This is a genomic window from Virgisporangium aurantiacum (assembly GCF_016863635.1).
In the GTDB taxonomy this organism is placed as follows: Bacteria; Actinomycetota; Actinomycetes; order Mycobacteriales; family Micromonosporaceae; genus Virgisporangium; species Virgisporangium aurantiacum.
This window is the reverse complement of the sequence record NZ_BOPG01000092.1, coordinates 18566-34729: the sequence shown is the minus strand read 5'-3', so window position 1 is coordinate 34729 and position 16164 is coordinate 18566. Positions and strand designations below refer to the sequence as shown.

Sequence of the window (16164 nt, the reverse complement as noted above, 5' to 3'; positions counted from 1 at the left end):
GGCCTGACCCACCGCGCTTTTGCGCACCACCGGCACCCCTCGCGGTCGCCGGCCCTGTCGCCGGCCTCGCCAGTTGCGGACTGACGCTGCCCGATGGATCAACCGTCACGCGGGCTGGCGAAACGGACCCTCGTCCGGCACCACCTTGAGCGCAACCGCAGATGCGGCGGCTCGCCTGCACGACGCGGACCTGGTTTCGTTGCCCGTGCCGGCCCGAGCGCCCAGGTACGAACGGATGCGATCAACAACGCACTCACGAAAGGGAATCCCGTGTCCGACGCCAGACAAGCCCCGTCCTGTGCCACGAAGCGGGTGCGGCCACTGCTGAAGGTCGCACAGCTTCGCGAGCTACTCGACCGCGTCGAACGTAACGGCGGTGGCGACTGGGATGTCGACATCTTCCCCGACTCGCTCATCGCCAGGGACTCGGAACAGGACGACATCGATTTCGGCCTGCTCCGCTACGGCATTACCGGCGTGGACGCCCTCGGAGGCGACGGAACCCAGGACTTCGTCCTCTTGAGGTTCGCGCCCGCGCCGTTGAACACCTGCTGTGGCCGGCCCGATGAAGCGAGACTCGCTGGACAACCGCCGGCCGAGGAGCCCTACCGACTGAGTGCCGGAAGGTAGTCGGTCAGCGAGCGCCTTCCACCACCATCCTGGCACTGTCAGGAGGACGGCGACGACGTGCCATGCCAGCTCGCGCGTAGGCGTTGGTGGCGACGTTCAGGACGACCAAGACGGCTGCCGCCTCACATGGGCCAGTGCGAGAAGGACAGGCACCGCGCCATTCCCGGCCTGCCGCCCAGGTTGTTCCCCTGCAACCTCCGACGCCAGTAACCGACCGAGCGATTGCGGAGGTCGCCATGATCCTTTCGATCAAAGTGGGCGACGTCATCACGTTCAAGGAACCTGAACGCTACCTCGGCTATGGCGACCTGACATTGCGGATCACCGAGCTGCCGCCCGGCCACCTACCCGATGGCAGCGACTGGGTCCAGGTGACCGGCGTCGAGATCGCCGGGGACGGCGAGGAGATCGGCGAGCGCACGGCTCTGGTTCGCACGGCTGCGCTGAGGCCACCGCCATGAGTGGCGTGTACATCAGCGACGAGTTGGCCGAGCACCTCGACCGGGCGCAGGAGCTCATCTATCGCCATCTCACGGGCTGCGCGATGTGCGCGACCAACCGGCACTGCTACGAACGCGCTCGCGCCGAAGGCATGTTCGCCCGCTACGGCCTGCTGCCCCGGCGAACCCCCGGCCTGACCAGACGACCACCACGAACCGATTGGGACGCCTGAGTGACCGACGATCAGTTGCCGCACGGCTTCACCCTCACCGAACTGGACACTACCGCCGCGAAGGCGGCGCACACCTCGCCGTGGCGGCAGATCGCGTTCCGGCAACGCGTCGACATCTCCCAGTTCGCCATCCTCGAACTCCTCTACGCCGCCGACGACCGACCCGACTTCTGGGCCCTGGTCAAGGCCGGCCAGCGAGCCATCCACACCTACGCGGTCAAGGAACTGCACCACCGCGGCCTGGTGGCCCGAACCGGCGCGCCCGGTGGGGTGCCGATCACCCGGTACTGGACGTACTGGCAGGCGATCGCCACAGCCACCGAGTCATACGAAGACCGCATAATTGACGCCATCGCGGTCCGGCAGATCATCTCAACCTTGCGCTACCCGCACCTGCAGGTCATCCGCGCCCTCGCCGACTACGACGACTACACCCTCGCGGCAGAATCGCTCGGCAAGGCACGGCACGGCTTCGTCACCACCCTGTGCACCGCCCGACAACTCTGCCTGCAGCTGTGGCACGAACACGAGACACCATCCAGAATCTGGGGCCACGACCACCGCAGCGCCCGCACCCGACGAGACCGCACCACCTCCAAGAGCATCACCGTCACCACCGTCCGTCGACGCCGCGCAGACCGCCGCCGCGCCACGCAACCCGACCGCGACCTGCGCCCGCCGAAGGCCAACCCCGCGAACAGCGATGGCGACATGTGACCGTCCTGCAGCGACAACTGGGACGACGGCTGCGACAGCTCCGGGAAGCTGCCCGCAAGACCGATCATGACGTCGCACAATCAGGGCTGGTATTCCGGGCCAAGCTACGGCGCATCGAAACCGGACAGCAACCGATCCAACCCGACGACGTCCGGGACCTCTGCCAGCTCTACGGCGCCACCCCCGCGACAACCGACCAGCTCACTCGATGGGCCCAGACCTGCACGCAACCAGGCTGGTGGGAAGACTTCGACCCGGCGTCGACCACCCGCGACAGGCTATACGCCAGCCTCGAACCAACCGCCGATCATCTCTACATCTACGAACTCGGACAGGTACCCGAACTGCTGCAAACCCCCGACTACGCCCAAGCGCTCTGCCTGGGCGTTAATCCCGACGCCAGCCAGGCAGCCGTCCGCGACCACCTCAAACACCAGCAGGAACGCCAAGCCGTACTCATCGAGCGCACCCCGCCCATGCGGCTGGCCGCGATCCTCAACGAGAACGCGCTGACCCGACCCGTCGGCGACCCGGACGTTGTGCGCCAACAGATCCAGCTCCTCTGCGCATTCGCCGACCGCGTCCACATCGACATCCGATACCTGCCCTGGAAAGCCGGCGCCCACCCGGCGATATCCGCCGGCGGCTTCACCATCCTGGACTTCACCGACCCCGACGACCCCGACATCGTCTACGCCCCCACCCTCACCGGAGCCCGTTACGGCGAACGCCCCGCCGAACTCACCGAATACCGCCGCATCTTCACCAGCACCTACGCACTGAGCGTTCCAATCAGCGACTACCGCCTCTGACCGGATCACTGGCCAGGCCAACCACTTCTCGACCACCGCTTCCTGCTCGACCTCCCAGCGCCAAACGGGAACATCGTCCCGGTGCGGGGTCGACTGGTCCGAGGGCCTCAACGACGTGGCGGTGGTGGACCGGCTCGGGGTGGTGGTGGCCCGCGCCCGGATCGAGGCGACACCCACCGGGCTGCGTGAGCTGTTGGCGGTGCTGGCCGGTCTGTTGAAGAGCCATACCCACGGACGTAAGCAGGTGCCGGTGGCGATCGAGACCAACCGAGGACTGCTGGTCGAGGCACTCCGCGGCAGACAGCAACCGGTGTTCCAGATTCCGCCGAGCACAGTAGCTGTGCACCGGCGTCGGCTCTAACGGGAGGGACCCGCCGTAACGAAGGGGCTGTCGTTGCTTGCGGCCTAGGGTGCCAGTTCCTGGAGCCGCTTGCGGAGCTCGCCGGCTTCCGGCCGGTCGAGTTCGGCGTAGAGGGCCACGGCACGCTCGTAGTGCGCGCGGGCCATGGTCAGGTCGCCGAGAGCGTGGTGGGCCCGGCCGAGTCCGGCGTCCGCCCGGGCCCGGAAATGGTGCTCGCCGATGTCGGCCGCGATGCTGTGCGCGGCGGCGTAGAGGTCGACGGCCGAGGCTGTCCGTTCGGCGGCCTCGGCCGCTTCGCCCAGGCCGATGAGCACTTCGGTCTCGCCGCTGCGGTTGCCGAGTTCGCGGAACAGGATCAGCGCCTGCCGGAAGCGGCTCGTGGCCTCGTCCGGCAGACCGAGCGCGATGTGTAACCTGCCGAGGCTTTCGAGTACGCCGGCTTCACAACGGCGGTTGCCGAGCTGCTGGTACAGGGTCAGGGCCGCACGCAGGAGGTCGCCCGCCTTCCCGTACCGGCCGCCTACCCGCACCTCGGCGTCGCCGAGCACGTGCAGGGCCATGGCCTCGCCACTGCGGTTGCCGGTCTGCCGGCTCAGGGTCAGTGCCTGACGGGTGTAATCGATGCCTTCCGACGGTCGGCCGGCCTCCTCCAGGGCGATGCCAAGAGCGCTGAGCGTGTTGCCTTCACCGATGCGGTCGTCTGCCTGCCGGTACAACCTCAGTGCCTCCAGCAGGTGGTCGACGGCCGACTCGCTGCGCGAGGTCCACCGCGCGATGCTGCTGAGGGTGACCAGCGCGTGTGCCTGGCCGGCCTCGTCGCCGATCTCCCTGTGCAGGCGCAGGCCCTCCTGGCAGCGTTCCTCAGCCGGCCCGGGGCGGCCCAGCCTCAGCTCGCAGGAGCCGATGCTGATCAGTGCCCGGGCCTGCCCGGCGAGGTCGTTGCCGCTCCGGGCGGCGTGCAGGGCGTGGTCGTGCACGGCCACCGCGTCGGTGTGGGAGACGCTCGCCAGATGACGGGAGAGGGTGTGCGCCAACCGGGTCGTGTGGTCGTACCAGCCGTGCGTCGCGGTGTGGGCGGCGACGTTGACCAGGGTGGGCTGTTCGGTGTCCAGCCAGGCAAGCGCGGTGTCGGGGTCGGTCAGGTCGGGAGCGGGCGTAGTGGCCGGCGCGACCTGCGGTCGGTGGTTCACCTCAGCGGGAAACAGCGCGTTCATGGCCGCCGCCGCAGCCGACAGGTAGTGGTCGAACAGGCGGGTCAGAGCCGCATGTCGCTCCGACCGGCGTTCTTCGTCGTAGGCCCGCGTGGTGGCGTAGGCACGGACGAGGTCGTGGAAGGTGTACCGGCCCGGGGCGGCCGGTTGGAGCAGGTGGTCGGCGCGCAGGAGGTTCAGCCATTGCTTCGCCACGGCAAGGTCGGTGTCGGCCAGCGCGGCCGCGGCGTAGGCGTCGACGTCCTGGCCCGGGTGGAGCGCCGCAAGGCGCAGCAGCCGTTGCGGGCCGGCGGGTAGGTGCCGGTACGACACGTCGAGGGCGAGTTCGAGGCCGGAATCCAGGCGCCGTTCCTGGTGACGGTGGTCGAGCCGGTCGGCGTGGTCGGTCAAGGTCCAGCCCGATGTGCCGCGGATGCGTCCGATGATCAGGCTCAGGGCCAGCGGCAGGTAGCCGCTGCGCCGGGCGATGCGCTCCCGCGCCCGCGGGTCGCTGCCGCCGGGCATGTCCGGCAGCGATTCGGCCAGGAAACGCACGGCTTCATCGGGGGTGAAGACGTCGACGGCCAGCCGGGTCACCGCGTTCAGGTCGCTGAGGCTGTGCCGGCTCGTGACCAGCGTGAGGCAGCCCGGCGTGGCCGGCAGGAGCGGGCGGACCTGGTTGGCGTCGACGGCGTTGTCGAGCACGACGAGAGCGCGGACGCCGGCGAGCCGGTCGCGGTAGGCGGCCGTCCGGGCGGCCAGGCCGGCCGGTATCCGGTGCGAGGATACGCCGAGCAGGCGCAGGAACCCGTCGAGGACGGCCGCCGGATCGGCCGGTGGCTGCGCCGGGTCGGGATGGAATCCGCGGAGGTTGACGAACAGCACCTGCTCGAAGGGCTTCTCACGGTGGAGCCGATGCCCGGCGTGGACGGCCAGCTGGGTCTTGCCGACACCAGCCATGCCCTCGATGGCGGAGATCACCACCGCGTCACCCTGGTCTGCGGCCAGCCGGAGACGATCGAGCTCCGCGGTGCGGCCGGTGAACCCGGAGATATCCGGCGGCAGGCTGTCGTACACGCGGACCTGGGCCACCGCGTCCATCTCCCCGGTGACGGCGCGCAGCGCCTCCCGCCAACGGGACACGTACTCCGGGTCCGGGTGCAGTGCCGTGACCACCGCCAGGACGAGGTCGGTGTTCATGCGTCGGCGGCCGGGTCGGAAGCAGTTCGCGAGGGTCGACCGTCGAGTCAGTTCGCTGGCCGGGCGGCCCGCCGCGGTCCAGTCGGTGTTCACGCGGTCCTTGATCGTCTCGTAGGACGGGTCACCCGCCCATCTCTTCAACCGCCGCAGCCGCTCGACGAGGTCGTCGAGACAAGCCGAGCGCGCCGGATCCGGCAACGCGGTGAACGCATCCGTTTTCGTCGGCTCCATCGCACCCCCTTGGTTATAGACGCCGGAGGCCGGCGGCGAGTTCGCCCGACGTCCAAATTCGTCCCGACTTCGCCCGCGCCGATCTCGACGCCGTGATACTCGTCAGCGTCCGGCGGAGGGGCCGGCCCGTTGTGCGTCACCGCGGGACGGCACCGCGGGACGGCACCGCGGGGCGGCACCGCCGCGCCGACGAGGTGCGACCGGCTTGAACCCCTCGGCCTCGCCGCGATCGATACAACGGGGAGGTGACGCAATGAGGATCCTCGATTGGGAATAGGGCTCGGTGATCGGTTCTACTTCACCGCCGTCGCGGCCGACACAACCGGGGAGGTGACGCAATGAGGACCATCGATTGGAACTAGGGCTGGACGAGGCCTACGGGGGATGTCGAGATGTCCGGGTCACCGCTGCGTGAACCGCGTTTCCGACGGTTCATCGTCGGGCACGGCATTTCCCTGCTCGGTGATCAGTTCTACTTCACCGCGCTGCTCTGGGTGTCCCTGCGGGCGACCGGATCGGCCACCACCGCCGGCTTCGTGCTGACGACCGCGACACTGCCACGCGCCCTGCTGATGCTGGCGGGCGGCGTGCTCGTCGACCGGGCCGGAAGCCGGCGGGTCATACTGGTCGCCGACGTGATTCGGGCCGCCGTCATGGTGACGGCCGCGGTCGCGGCCGGCACCGGAGCGTTCGGGGTGGTCGCGCTGTTCGCGGTGGCCGCGGTGTTCGGGGTCGTCGACGCCGCGGTTCATCCCGCAACCGGCGCGATCATCCCACGACTGGTCGAGGCCGACGCGCTGACCGCCGCCAACGGCATCCGGATGATGGTCCTGCGTCTGTCGTCGGTGCTCGTTCCACCGGTCGCCGGCGTTCTGCTGGCCGCAGGCCGCGTCGGCTGGCTGTTCCTGGCCAACGCGGCGACGTTCGTCGCGTCGTTCCTCGCGGTCCGGTCGATCGGCCTGCCGCCGCCGGCCCGCGGCTCGAAGCCGCGCCGGTTCCTCGCCGACCTGCTCGTCGGCCTGCGGTACGCGGCCCGCCAGCCGGTACTCGCGACGCTGCTACCCGTCAGCGCGGTCGTCGCCGCCACGTTCGGCGTGCTGACAAATGCCGGCCTGCCCCTGCTCGCCCACCGCAATGGCTGGGGCGCCGCCGGCTTCGGCCTGCTCGTCGGCGGGTTCGGCGCCGGCGCGGTGGCGGGTTCCGGCGTGCACGGCCTACGCCTGTGGAGGCGTCCGTTCACCGGCGGACTCATCCTTGCCTGCATGGCCACGCAGGCCGGCTTCTTCGCCGTGATGCCGATGGTCCGGGTCCTCGCTCCGGCGGTGGCGATGCAGGTCGCCATCGGATTCCTCACCGGCTTCACGGGCGGTCCGCTGGTCAGCCTTGTTCAAGCCGCCGCGACCGAGGAGACACTCGGCCGCGTCATGAGCCTCCACTCACTGACGGTGGTCGGTTTCGTGCCGATCGCCTTCGGCGTCGGCGGAATCCTCGCGGACGCGGCGGGAGTGGCCGCACTGTTCGTCGGCGGTGCCGCCGTCGAAGCCGCAGCGTGCATCGTGGGCATGCTCTTCACACCCGTGCGGACGGCGACACCCCAGTCGTTGTCGCCCGGCAAGGTATCCGTCTCGCTCAAGTAACCGAGGATCTCGACCGCTCGGCCTCGATGACAGGTTATGCACCCTCCGTTGACGGGGCTGCGAGGATCAAGGGATGCACACCGCGTTGGCCCCGCGCGGGTGGCTCCGGCCGAAGCTGAGCCGGGAGACCGCCACGGTCGTGGCGCTGGCCGTCGTCGGGGCGGTGTTCGGCGCGGTGGTGCTGGCCGTGACCGACTCCGCCCGGCATTCGACGTCGACCTCGACCCTGTTCTCCGGCTTGGTCGGCGGGCTCTACCTGACCGCGGGCGTGATCGCGCACCTGCGTCAGCGCGAGAACAGGGTCGGGCTGCTCATGGTGCTGACCGGCTTCGGCTGGTTCGCCGAGGATCTCCAGGTCTCCAACGACCCGATGGTGCACACGATCGGCTTGTTCACCCGGTCGGCGAGCGGCGGCTTCCTGGTGCACCTCGTGCTCGCCTTTCCGGACGGCCGGCTGCGGTCGCGGCTCAGCCGCGCGATCGTGGTCGCCGGATATGTCGCGGTCTTCGTGTTCGTGCCGGCGAACGTGCCGTTCCACCGGTCGGTCGTCGAGAACCGCCTCCTCGTCCACACGGTGCTGGGGTTCGACACGGCGCTCGACGTCGTGCAGATGGTGATGGCCGCGGCGGTGATCGTGATCCTCGTGGTGCGCTGGATCGCCGCGTCGCGGCCGGCGCGGCGGGTGATCGCGCCGGTGGTGGTGGCCGGGCTGCTCGGTGGGGTCGCGTCGGTGGTCAACCCATGGTTCGAGCCCGATGAGCGGGTGCCGTACGCGATCTCCAGCACGCTCCTGCACAGTTCGGTGCTCCTGCTGCCGCTGGCGTTCCTGCTCGGGGTCTGGCGGGTCCGGCTCGGCCGCACGTCGGTGGCAGCGGTGCTGGTCCGGTTGCCGCGGTCGTCGCCGACGCAGCTGCGCGACCTGCTCGCGTGGGCTTTGGGCGACCCGTCGCTGCAGGTCGGGTACGGCGAGGAGGCGCAGCCACCGGTGGCGCCGGGACGGGCCGTGACCCCGGTCGAGCGCGACGGTCGCCGCATGGCGACGCTGGTGCACGACCCGGCGTTGCACGAGGATCGGCACGTGCTTCAGGCGGTGGCGTCGGCGGTGGCGCTGGAGCTTGACAACCAGCGACTGGCCGCGGAGGTGCGCGCCCAGCTCGACGAGGTCCGGGCGTCCCGGGCCCGCATCGTCGAGGCGGGCGACGAACAGCGCCGCCGCGTCGAGCGCGATCTCCACGACGGCGCGCAGCAGCAGCTCGTCACCGTGGCCCTTGTGTTGCGGATGGCCCGGCAGCGCCTCGACTCAGCCGGCGCCGATCCCGCTCTGGCCGAGCTGCTGGCGCGCGGTGCGAACGGGCTCGACGCCGCGCTGCGCGAACTGCGGGAGCTCGCCCGCGGAATCCACCCGGCGGTCCTGAGCGAGGCGGGGTTGACGGCCGCCGTGCGCGCACTCGCCGCCCGCAGCCCGGCGTCCGTCGAGGTCGATGTCTTTCAGGAGCAGGTGGACGCGTTGCCGCCCGCCGTCGCGACCACCGCGTACTTCGTGGCTGCCGAAGCGGTGACCAACGCGCTCAAACACGCGCACGCCACCACGATCCGGATCGCATTACGGCGGGAGGGCGCCGAACTGCGCGTCTCCGTGACCGACGACGGCGTGGGCGGCGCCACGATCGAGGGCGGGACGGGACTTACCGGATTGCGCGATCGCGTCGCCGCGCTCGACGGACGCCTCGACGTCCACAGTGGACCGTCCGGGACCACGGTCATCGCGACCCTTCCGGTGGGGTCATGACCCGGGTGGTCCTGGCCGACGACGCCGAGCTGTTCCGCGCCGCGCTCGCCGAACTGCTCACCGGCGCCGGCTGCGAGATCGTCGCGCAGGTCGGCGACCCCCATCGGCTGCACGCCGCGATCGCCGCCACCGCACCGGACCTGGCCGTCGTCGACATCCGGATGCCACCCACCAACCGGCTCGAGGGCCTGCGCGCGGCGGTGCGCATCCGCCGCGAACACCCCGGCGTCGCGGTGCTGCTGCTGTCGCAGCACCTCGAGGCCACCCACCTCGCCGAGCTGACCGACACCGGCGCGACCGGCGTCGGCTACCTCCTCAAGGACCGGGTGTCCGGCACCGACTTCGTCGACGCGGTGCACCGGGTCGCGGCTGGCGGGTGCGCGTTCGACCCGGAGGTGGTCGAGCTGATGCTGGGCTCGCGCCGCCGCGCCGGCCGGCTGCGCGACCTCACTCCGCGCGAACTCGACGTGCTGGCGCTCATGGCCGAGGGCCGGTCGAACGCCGCCATCGCCGAACAGTTGCACCTGACCGGAAAGACCGTCGAGACGCACGTGCGCAGCATCTTCCAGCGGCTGCTCCTGCCGGCCGAGGCCGAGCACCACCGCCGCGTCCTCGCCGTGCTCGCCTACCTGCGGTCGGTCTGATCTCGTTCGCCCTGGAGCAGGGCCACCAGCGCCGGCACGCTCAACTCGCCCTTGGTGAAGAACGCGATCGCGCCGCACTCCTCGGCGCGGGTGCCGTAGTCGACCGCGGCCCGCGCCGAACAGAGCACGACCCGCGTCGACGGGACGTGCCCCCGGATCCGGCGGCTGACGGCGAACCCGTCGTGGTCGGGGAGCCGCACGTCCAACAGCACGACGTCGGGCGCCAACGCGCGGGCCGCCGCTATCGCGTCCGCCCCGTTGGCCGCCTCACCGACCACCCGAAATCCGCCGGCGGCGAGCAGCGCGACGGCGGCCGCGCGGAACTCGGCGTGGTCGTCGACGACCAGGACGGTGGTCACGTCTTGTAGGGTCGTCGCCTTCCGGACAATCTGGCTTCAGTGCTAGCACTGATGTGTCGCGCCCGCCCGCGGCCGACGATGAGCCGATGACCTTCCAGCTCGGCATCGACTTCGGTACGTCGACGACGGTGGCCGTGCTGCGCGCGCCCGACGGGCGGATCCGGCCGCTCGTGTTCGACGGTTCGGAACTGCTGCCGTCGGCGGTGTGCGCGTTCGACGACGGCACGCTGCTGGTCGGCCGCGACGCGCTGCACGCCGCGAAGGCCAACCCGGCCGGCTTCGAGCCCAACCCGAAACGCAGCGTCGACGACGGCGTGGTGCTGCTCGGCGGGCAGGAGATCCCGGTCGTGACGCTGTTCGCCGCCGTGCTCGGACGGGTCGCGGCCGAAGCCGCGCGTGTCGCCGGCGGCCCGGTTCAGGCGGTGACGCTCACCTGTCCGGCCGGCTGGGGTCCGCGCCGCCGCGAGGCGCTCACCGCCGCCGCGGCCGCCGCCGGACTCGCATCGCCGGTGCTGGTCGCCGAGCCCGTCGCCGCGACCGGGTACTTCGTGGAGGTGGCCGGCGGCGCGATGCCCGTCGGCGCGTGTGTGGTCGTGTACGACTTCGGCGCCGGGACGTTCGACGCGTCGGTCGTTCGCCGCTCGTCCGACGGCTTTGACGTTCTTGCCGAACGCGGCCTGCCGGATGCCGGCGGCCTCGACATCGACGCGGCCATCACCGCGAACCTCGGCACCATCTACGCGCCACGCGACGCCGCGGCCTGGGACCGGTTGATGCGCCCGACGACGGTGGCCGACCGGCGCGCCGCGCTGCCGTTCCGCGACGACGTCCGCGCGGGCAAGGAGATCCTGTCGCGGGCGCCGTCGACGTTCATCCACGTGCCGCTGATCGACGACGACGCGCTGCTGACGCGTTCCCAGATCGAGCAGTTGGCGCGGCCGATCCTCGACCGGACGGTGCGGACGACGCTCTCGGTGCTGCGCGAGGCGCGCGTCGGCCGGGACGAGGTGGCCGGACTGTTCCTGGTGGGTGGTTCGTCGCGGATTCCGTTGGTGGCGACGCTGCTGCACCAGGACCTGGGACTCGCGCCGACGGTGATGGAGCGACCGGAGCTGGTGGTGGCGGAGGGGAGTCTGCACGTGCGGCCGGCGCCACCGGCGGACGCGACCCTCGTGGTGCCGGTCTCTTCTCCGCCTGTTGTCCCGGCACGGGCGACGGCGTCGGTTCCGGTGTCGGGAGCGCCTCATTCCGGGATCCCGACGCCCGGCTCCGCGGCACGGGTGTCCGGAATGCCGACGCCGATTTCTGCGGTACCGGTGTCCGGGGCACCGGTGCCGGGGATGCCCGTTTCGGCACAGCCCGTGTCGGCACAGCCCGTTTCGGCACAGCCCGTTTCCGGGATGCCCGTATCGGCGATGCCGGTGTCCGCGCAACCCGTATCCGCGCAGCCGGTATCCGCGCAACCCGTATCCGCGCAGCCGGTATCCGCGGCGCCGGTTTCGACGCCGCCGGCGCCGTCCGCTCCGCCCGTTGGTCCGCCCGTTGGTCCGCCCGTTGGTCCGCCCATTGGCCCGCCGGCCGCGCCTTCGGTCGGGACGCGGGTCGGGCCGGCGCAGGGGCCGCCGGTCGGCTTGCCGCCGTCCGCTCCGCGGGTCGGGTCGCCGCCGGCTGCCGGTCCACCGCAGGCGGCACCGGCCACATCCGCACCGCCGTCGCGGCGGGTGCCGTGGTGGCGCAGCGGCTGGCGTCCGGGGCTGGCGTGGACCGTGATCGGCCTGCTCCTGCTCGCCTTCGTCATTCCCCGGATCGATTTCGACGGCAGTGACTCCGGCGGAGACAGCGCCACGGACTCGGGTTCTGCCGGGCAGGCGGCGGACATGCGGGCGACAACGGACATCGCCGACCACACCGACGCGGTCAACGCCCTGGCGTTCAGCCCGGACAACACGAAGCTCGCGTCGGCCAGCGACGACAAGTCGGTGCGGATCTGGGGTGTGCCCTACGGCGGGACCCTCGGCGAGTTGCGCGGTCACACCGACAGGGTGCTCGCGGTGCGGTTCAACGGGGACGGGCGGACCCTGATGTCGGCCGACGCGGGCGGTGCGGTATTCACCTGGGATCTGACGACGAAGCAGCCGGTGACCTCGGTCAAGAGCAACGTGACCGTCGACGGTGCACTGGCGTTCAGCTCCGACGGAACCCTCGCGGCCGCGAGCACCCAGGGCGGCTTCGTCACCGTGTGGACGGTCGCCACCGGCGACAAGGTGCTGTCGCCGCCGGCCAGCGGCGGACGCATCGACGCGCTGGCGTTCAGCCCGGACGGCAAACTACTGGCGGGCGCGCGTAACGACGGTACGTTGCTGGTATGGCGGATCCCGTCGGGCAAGCTGGTGTCGCTCCGCGAGAACCCGGGCGGCGGCCTGCTCGGCGTCGCGTTCAGCCCCGACTCGCAGACGGTCGTCGTCGGCGGGCACAACCGGCAGGTCCGGCTGTGGAGCACGTCGCCTGAGAATGGCGCATCCGTGGTGGTGGCGGAGCACTCCTATCCGGTGTACGGGCTGGCGTTCAACGCGTCCGGCACGCTGCTCCTGAGCGCCGACTCCGGTGGAACGGTGCGGGTGCGTGACAAGTTGGCGGCCGTCGGTATGTCGGGCTCACCCCAGGCCGGCGGCGACACCGCGGCCCGGCCGGCCACCACCAGTTCGACGGGCACCGGGATCAGCGACGCCCAGACATCGAACCCGGGCGGGGTGACCCAGGCCCACCCCGTCGACCACCTCGGATACACGAATCCGGTGCGCTGTGTGGCGTTCAGCCCCGACGGAACGAAGTTCGCGGTGGGCGGCGGCCGGTACCTCTCGATCTGGAAGCTGCCATAGCCGCGAGGTAGGCGCTCCTCGCCCCACCGGGCCCCGCGCCGGCCGCGGGGCCCGATCATTGACACCCGCGCCCGACGTCAGGAGGCGGCGGCGCCGGGAGCCACAGCCGCGTACGGCACCGGTGGCATGGAAAGGGGTAGCGCCGCCAACTGCATCAGAAGGAGCACGTTGTCGTCACCGGCCGTGCGGTTGAGGCGCAGCCGCCCGCAGTTGGTGCAGCGGTGGATGAGCACCCACCGGCGTTCGCCGCGCACGGTGACGGCGATCGGTTCCATTCCACCGGAACATCCGGCACCCCGGTCACCGGGAACGTTGCGGTCGAGATGCCGTGACCAGAGACAGTGCGGACAGTGGTTGCGGTGCGACGTGCCGGGCGCGTCGACGGAGACGTCTACGCCGCAGTGGCCGCACCGGAAGGAGCGAAGGAAGGGCATACCTGATGGCCTTTCGACGTACTGGTTCCGAACCGGGTGGACATCGTTCTCCCCTCCCTTCCATCAACGGCACGCGACAGATGCCGAACGCGGGTCCAACGCGACGAGCGCCAGACAACCAGCGCGCGCCCACCCCCGTCAATCACATTTTCAGCGTCGCGCTGCCGGCCGCGCCTTCCACAACCCCCACCGTGAAGACGTCCGCTACCCGACAGCGGGGATCACCGCCGACGCCTGAGCCATCTCCGTCACAGTCCGCGTCACCTTGCCGAAGGAGCTCCGATGTCCCACTCCCTTGCGTTCCAACCGTTCCCAACCAAGCTGTACGTACAGCAGGGCCCGTCGTGCTGGCTGTACGTGGTCGAGGCGGTAGCCGCGGCCCGCGCCACCAACACCGGGCGGACCACCCGCTACCTGCGCATGGTGATGAACGCCTATCCGAGCCAGGACGACGTGGAGCGGGCACTGGCGGCGCACGCCGAGCCGAAGCCGGCCAAGCGGACGTTGGCGCTCCAGCTCACCGCCGCGAACCTCAGTAACATGGTGGCCGCGCTGGCCACCTGGCGCGACGGCGAGGGTGGCCGGCGGGCCGGCGGGCAGATCTCGAAGGACCTGGTCGAGCGGTACGCGCGGCAGAACAGCTGTGGCGGCGCTGTCGAGTTCCTCAAGCCGGTAAGCGCATGGCCGACCCCCGTCGCCGGGATCATCGCGGAGTTCACCGCGGCGACCGACCGCGCGAACCGGCTGGTGCAGCTCGCCGCCGAGGGCACCGACGAGGCGCATGCGCTGCTCAACACCGGCGCGATGCGGCTCGGTGGCCCGAAGCAGAGGCAGGAGGACACGCACGCGGCGCTGTGCAACGCCAGCGTGCCGTGCTACGCGCGGATCGGCAAGCGGTTCAAGTTGCTGCCGACCGACACCGGCGCGGTAGCCGATCTCACCGGACGCGACGCGACGACGATGGACCCGACAACCCACGCCGTTCTGCTGCACGGCTACGACGCCGTGAACCAGGTCGTCACCTACAAGGACCCGAACTACGGCGACATCGAGATCAAGGTGACGCTGGCGCAGTTCGCCAACATGCACCGCGGCGAGGATGTCGAGCTGCTGTCGTTCTTCAGCTCGGGGGTGAAGTGCTCCCGGCTTGCCGAGGTGCTCGACTGAGACCGCCGGTTGCCGCGCGCCGCCTGCGTCGCAACGGAATGGGCTACTTGGCAGGTTCGGGAACATTGACGTTCACGGTATTCGACCTGGTCAGCCAGTAGATGTAGTCGGTCTGTTCCGTCGCGCCGTTCGGAAACTTGAGGCCGTCGTTGAGAATGATTTTGTATCTGGTGTGGTCCCCGCCGGTTCCTGGCATTGCGGTGATTGTGATCTGCCGGATTCCTGGGTGAAGGCCACCGATCACGCAGCTTCTCTGGCCACCGACGGTCACCTCGCAGACGTGACGCCGATCGACAGCTACGGTGAACGCACTTCCGGGGGAGTTGTCGTCCTGTACCGTGATGCTCCCGGTTGGGCCGGCTCCGATGCAGGCCGCGGGATCCACCCGGGAGTCCTTCGTGAACACAGTGCCGTTCGGGCTGTACTCGACGTGCAGGTGCGGCCCGGTGACGCCACCCGACTTGCCGGACTTGGCGATCGTGTCGCCGGCGTGGACGGCGGTTCCCTTCGCGGCCAGGGATCCTTCCTGGAGGTGCGCGTACAACGACCCGGATCCGTCCTTGTGGCGGAGAACGATGTAGTGTCCGTAGCCGACGACCGTCCCGTTCGACTCCTTGACCTCGTACCGGGAATACTCGACCACTCCGTCGGCCATGGCCTTGACGTTGGTTCCTTCTGCGGCCTGGTAGTCGGTTCCGGAGTGCTGGTGGACCTTCTTGAGGACCGGATGCGTCCGCGTACTGAACGGACTGGTCACTGTCAGCTCACCGTCGAGGGGCGGGCGCAGGGTCGCTCCGCTGCAGGTATCGGCCGACTCGGTTGGCGGTAGTGTGGCTTCGTCCGGAACGGTCGGAGCGGTGGCCACCAGAAGCGTGAGGGTGAACGTTCCGCCGCCGCCCACACCGTCGGTGAAGAAGTGCGGCGGAACCGACACGGTGACGCTTTCACTGGTGAAAGGGAATCGCTCAGGAAGCATCTCGAACGTGGCTACCGCCGAGTCGGGGTCGTCCCAGACGTTCGCGGCGAAAACCCGGATCTGCGAGGTGCTGCGCAGCGTCGCGCGGTACGGGGCTGGAAGCTTCAGCGATACGGTCGCGGCCGCGGCCGGTTGGGCACTGCCGACGTCTACCCGCAGTTCATAGGGAACACGGTGGTCGGCGGACAGCAGCGTGGCGGCGGTGGCGTTGAACAGATCGTCGACTTCGGGTTCATGCGTAACCGATGCCCGCACGGTGGCGGCGTCGGCGAAGGCCTGCGGCGGAAAGGCTATCGATCCGACGTCCGGCACCGTGACGGTTCCGCCGGCGGCGGTCACGACAACGCCGTCATCGGCCGGCGATGCCACGCTGCCGGCGCCCCCGGTAGAACTACAGACCACGGTCAGAACGGCGCTGAGGACGACTCTCGAAACAAGCTTCACTCACTACAAATAGGCTGTCCG

At 70.2% G+C, this 16164-nt stretch carries 15 protein-coding genes; 11 read left to right on the top strand and 4 right to left on the bottom strand.

Annotation, left to right across the window (positions count from 1 at the left end):
* The first annotated feature begins 312 nt into the window (after nucleotides 1-312).
* The 6 genes from Vau01_RS54335 to Vau01_RS54310 all read left to right on the top strand — a co-directional run bounded on the left by Vau01_RS54335 (nucleotide 313) and on the right by Vau01_RS54310 (nucleotide 3193).
* Nucleotides 313-630: a hypothetical protein gene (locus tag Vau01_RS54335; RefSeq protein WP_204009716.1), complete on the top strand. Its 318-nt coding sequence runs from the start codon at nucleotides 313-315 to the stop codon at nucleotides 628-630.
* A 236-nt stretch (nucleotides 631-866) separates the two neighbouring features.
* The gene (locus tag Vau01_RS54330) at nucleotides 867-1091 is read left to right on the top strand and encodes a hypothetical protein (RefSeq protein WP_204009713.1); all 225 of its coding nucleotides are present in this window, start codon (nucleotides 867-869) and stop codon (nucleotides 1089-1091) included.
* Entirely contained in the window at nucleotides 1088-1303 is a 216-nt protein-coding gene (locus Vau01_RS54325; protein WP_204009710.1) for a hypothetical protein, read from the top strand. Before Vau01_RS54330 ends, Vau01_RS54325 begins: the two co-directional genes overlap by 4 nt.
* Nucleotides 1304-2020: a hypothetical protein gene (locus tag Vau01_RS54320; protein WP_204009708.1), complete on the top strand. Its 717-nt coding sequence runs from the start codon at nucleotides 1304-1306 to the stop codon at nucleotides 2018-2020.
* Nucleotides 2017-2832 carry a helix-turn-helix domain-containing protein gene (locus Vau01_RS54315; protein WP_204009706.1) on the top strand — a complete coding sequence of 272 codons (816 nt, stop codon included), beginning with the start codon at nucleotides 2017-2019 and terminating at the stop codon, nucleotides 2830-2832. The genes Vau01_RS54320 and Vau01_RS54315 overlap by 4 nt, the downstream gene beginning before the upstream one ends.
* A gap of 4 nt (nucleotides 2833-2836) precedes the next feature.
* Nucleotides 2837-3193 (top strand): IS110 family transposase, encoded by a 357-nt coding sequence (locus tag Vau01_RS54310; RefSeq protein ID WP_373320462.1) that lies wholly within the window; start codon nucleotides 2837-2839, stop codon nucleotides 3191-3193.
* Between the two features lie 44 nt (nucleotides 3194-3237).
* Here Vau01_RS54310 and Vau01_RS54305 read toward each other — a convergent pair whose 3' ends face one another.
* Nucleotides 3238-5814 (bottom strand): tetratricopeptide repeat protein, encoded by a 2577-nt coding sequence (locus Vau01_RS54305; protein WP_204009702.1) that lies wholly within the window; start codon nucleotides 5812-5814, stop codon nucleotides 3238-3240.
* A 392-nt stretch (nucleotides 5815-6206) separates the two neighbouring features.
* On the opposite strand from Vau01_RS54305, the gene Vau01_RS54300 reads away from it, so the two are divergent.
* The 3 genes from Vau01_RS54300 to Vau01_RS54290 all read left to right on the top strand — a co-directional run bounded on the left by Vau01_RS54300 (nucleotide 6207) and on the right by Vau01_RS54290 (nucleotide 9884).
* The gene (locus tag Vau01_RS54300) at nucleotides 6207-7451 is read left to right on the top strand and encodes an MFS transporter (protein WP_204009700.1); all 1245 of its coding nucleotides are present in this window, start codon (nucleotides 6207-6209) and stop codon (nucleotides 7449-7451) included.
* A 73-nt stretch (nucleotides 7452-7524) separates the two neighbouring features.
* Nucleotides 7525-9240: a sensor histidine kinase gene (locus tag Vau01_RS54295; protein WP_204009698.1), complete on the top strand. Its 1716-nt coding sequence runs from the start codon at nucleotides 7525-7527 to the stop codon at nucleotides 9238-9240.
* Nucleotides 9237-9884 (top strand): response regulator transcription factor, encoded by a 648-nt coding sequence (locus Vau01_RS54290; protein WP_204009697.1) that lies wholly within the window; start codon nucleotides 9237-9239, stop codon nucleotides 9882-9884. Before Vau01_RS54295 ends, Vau01_RS54290 begins: the two co-directional genes overlap by 4 nt.
* Here Vau01_RS54290 and Vau01_RS54285 read toward each other — a convergent pair.
* On the bottom strand, nucleotides 9866-10243 hold the full coding sequence (locus tag Vau01_RS54285) for a response regulator (protein ID WP_204009695.1): 378 nt from the start codon (nucleotides 10241-10243) through the stop codon (nucleotides 9866-9868). The two genes, Vau01_RS54290 and Vau01_RS54285, sit on opposite strands and share 19 nt — an antisense overlap.
* Nucleotides 10244-10329: 86 nt before the next feature.
* On the opposite strand from Vau01_RS54285, the gene Vau01_RS54280 reads away from it, so the two are divergent.
* Nucleotides 10330-13122: an Hsp70 family protein gene (locus tag Vau01_RS54280; protein ID WP_204009693.1), complete on the top strand. Its 2793-nt coding sequence runs from the start codon at nucleotides 10330-10332 to the stop codon at nucleotides 13120-13122.
* A gap of 77 nt (nucleotides 13123-13199) precedes the next feature.
* Here Vau01_RS54280 and Vau01_RS54275 read toward each other — a convergent pair whose 3' ends face one another.
* The gene (locus Vau01_RS54275; protein WP_204009691.1) at nucleotides 13200-13556 is read right to left on the bottom strand and encodes an RNHCP domain-containing protein; all 357 of its coding nucleotides are present in this window, start codon (nucleotides 13554-13556) and stop codon (nucleotides 13200-13202) included.
* Between the two features lie 282 nt (nucleotides 13557-13838).
* Between Vau01_RS54275 and Vau01_RS54270 the strand changes: the two genes are divergently transcribed.
* Nucleotides 13839-14723, top strand: coding sequence for a hypothetical protein (locus Vau01_RS54270; RefSeq protein ID WP_204009689.1), 885 nt, complete (start codon nucleotides 13839-13841; stop codon nucleotides 14721-14723).
* Between the two features lie 43 nt (nucleotides 14724-14766).
* Here Vau01_RS54270 and Vau01_RS54265 read toward each other — a convergent pair whose 3' ends face one another.
* Nucleotides 14767-16143: a M23 family metallopeptidase gene (locus Vau01_RS54265; RefSeq protein WP_204009687.1), complete on the bottom strand. Its 1377-nt coding sequence runs from the start codon at nucleotides 16141-16143 to the stop codon at nucleotides 14767-14769.
* Between the last annotated feature and the right edge of the window lie 21 nt (nucleotides 16144-16164).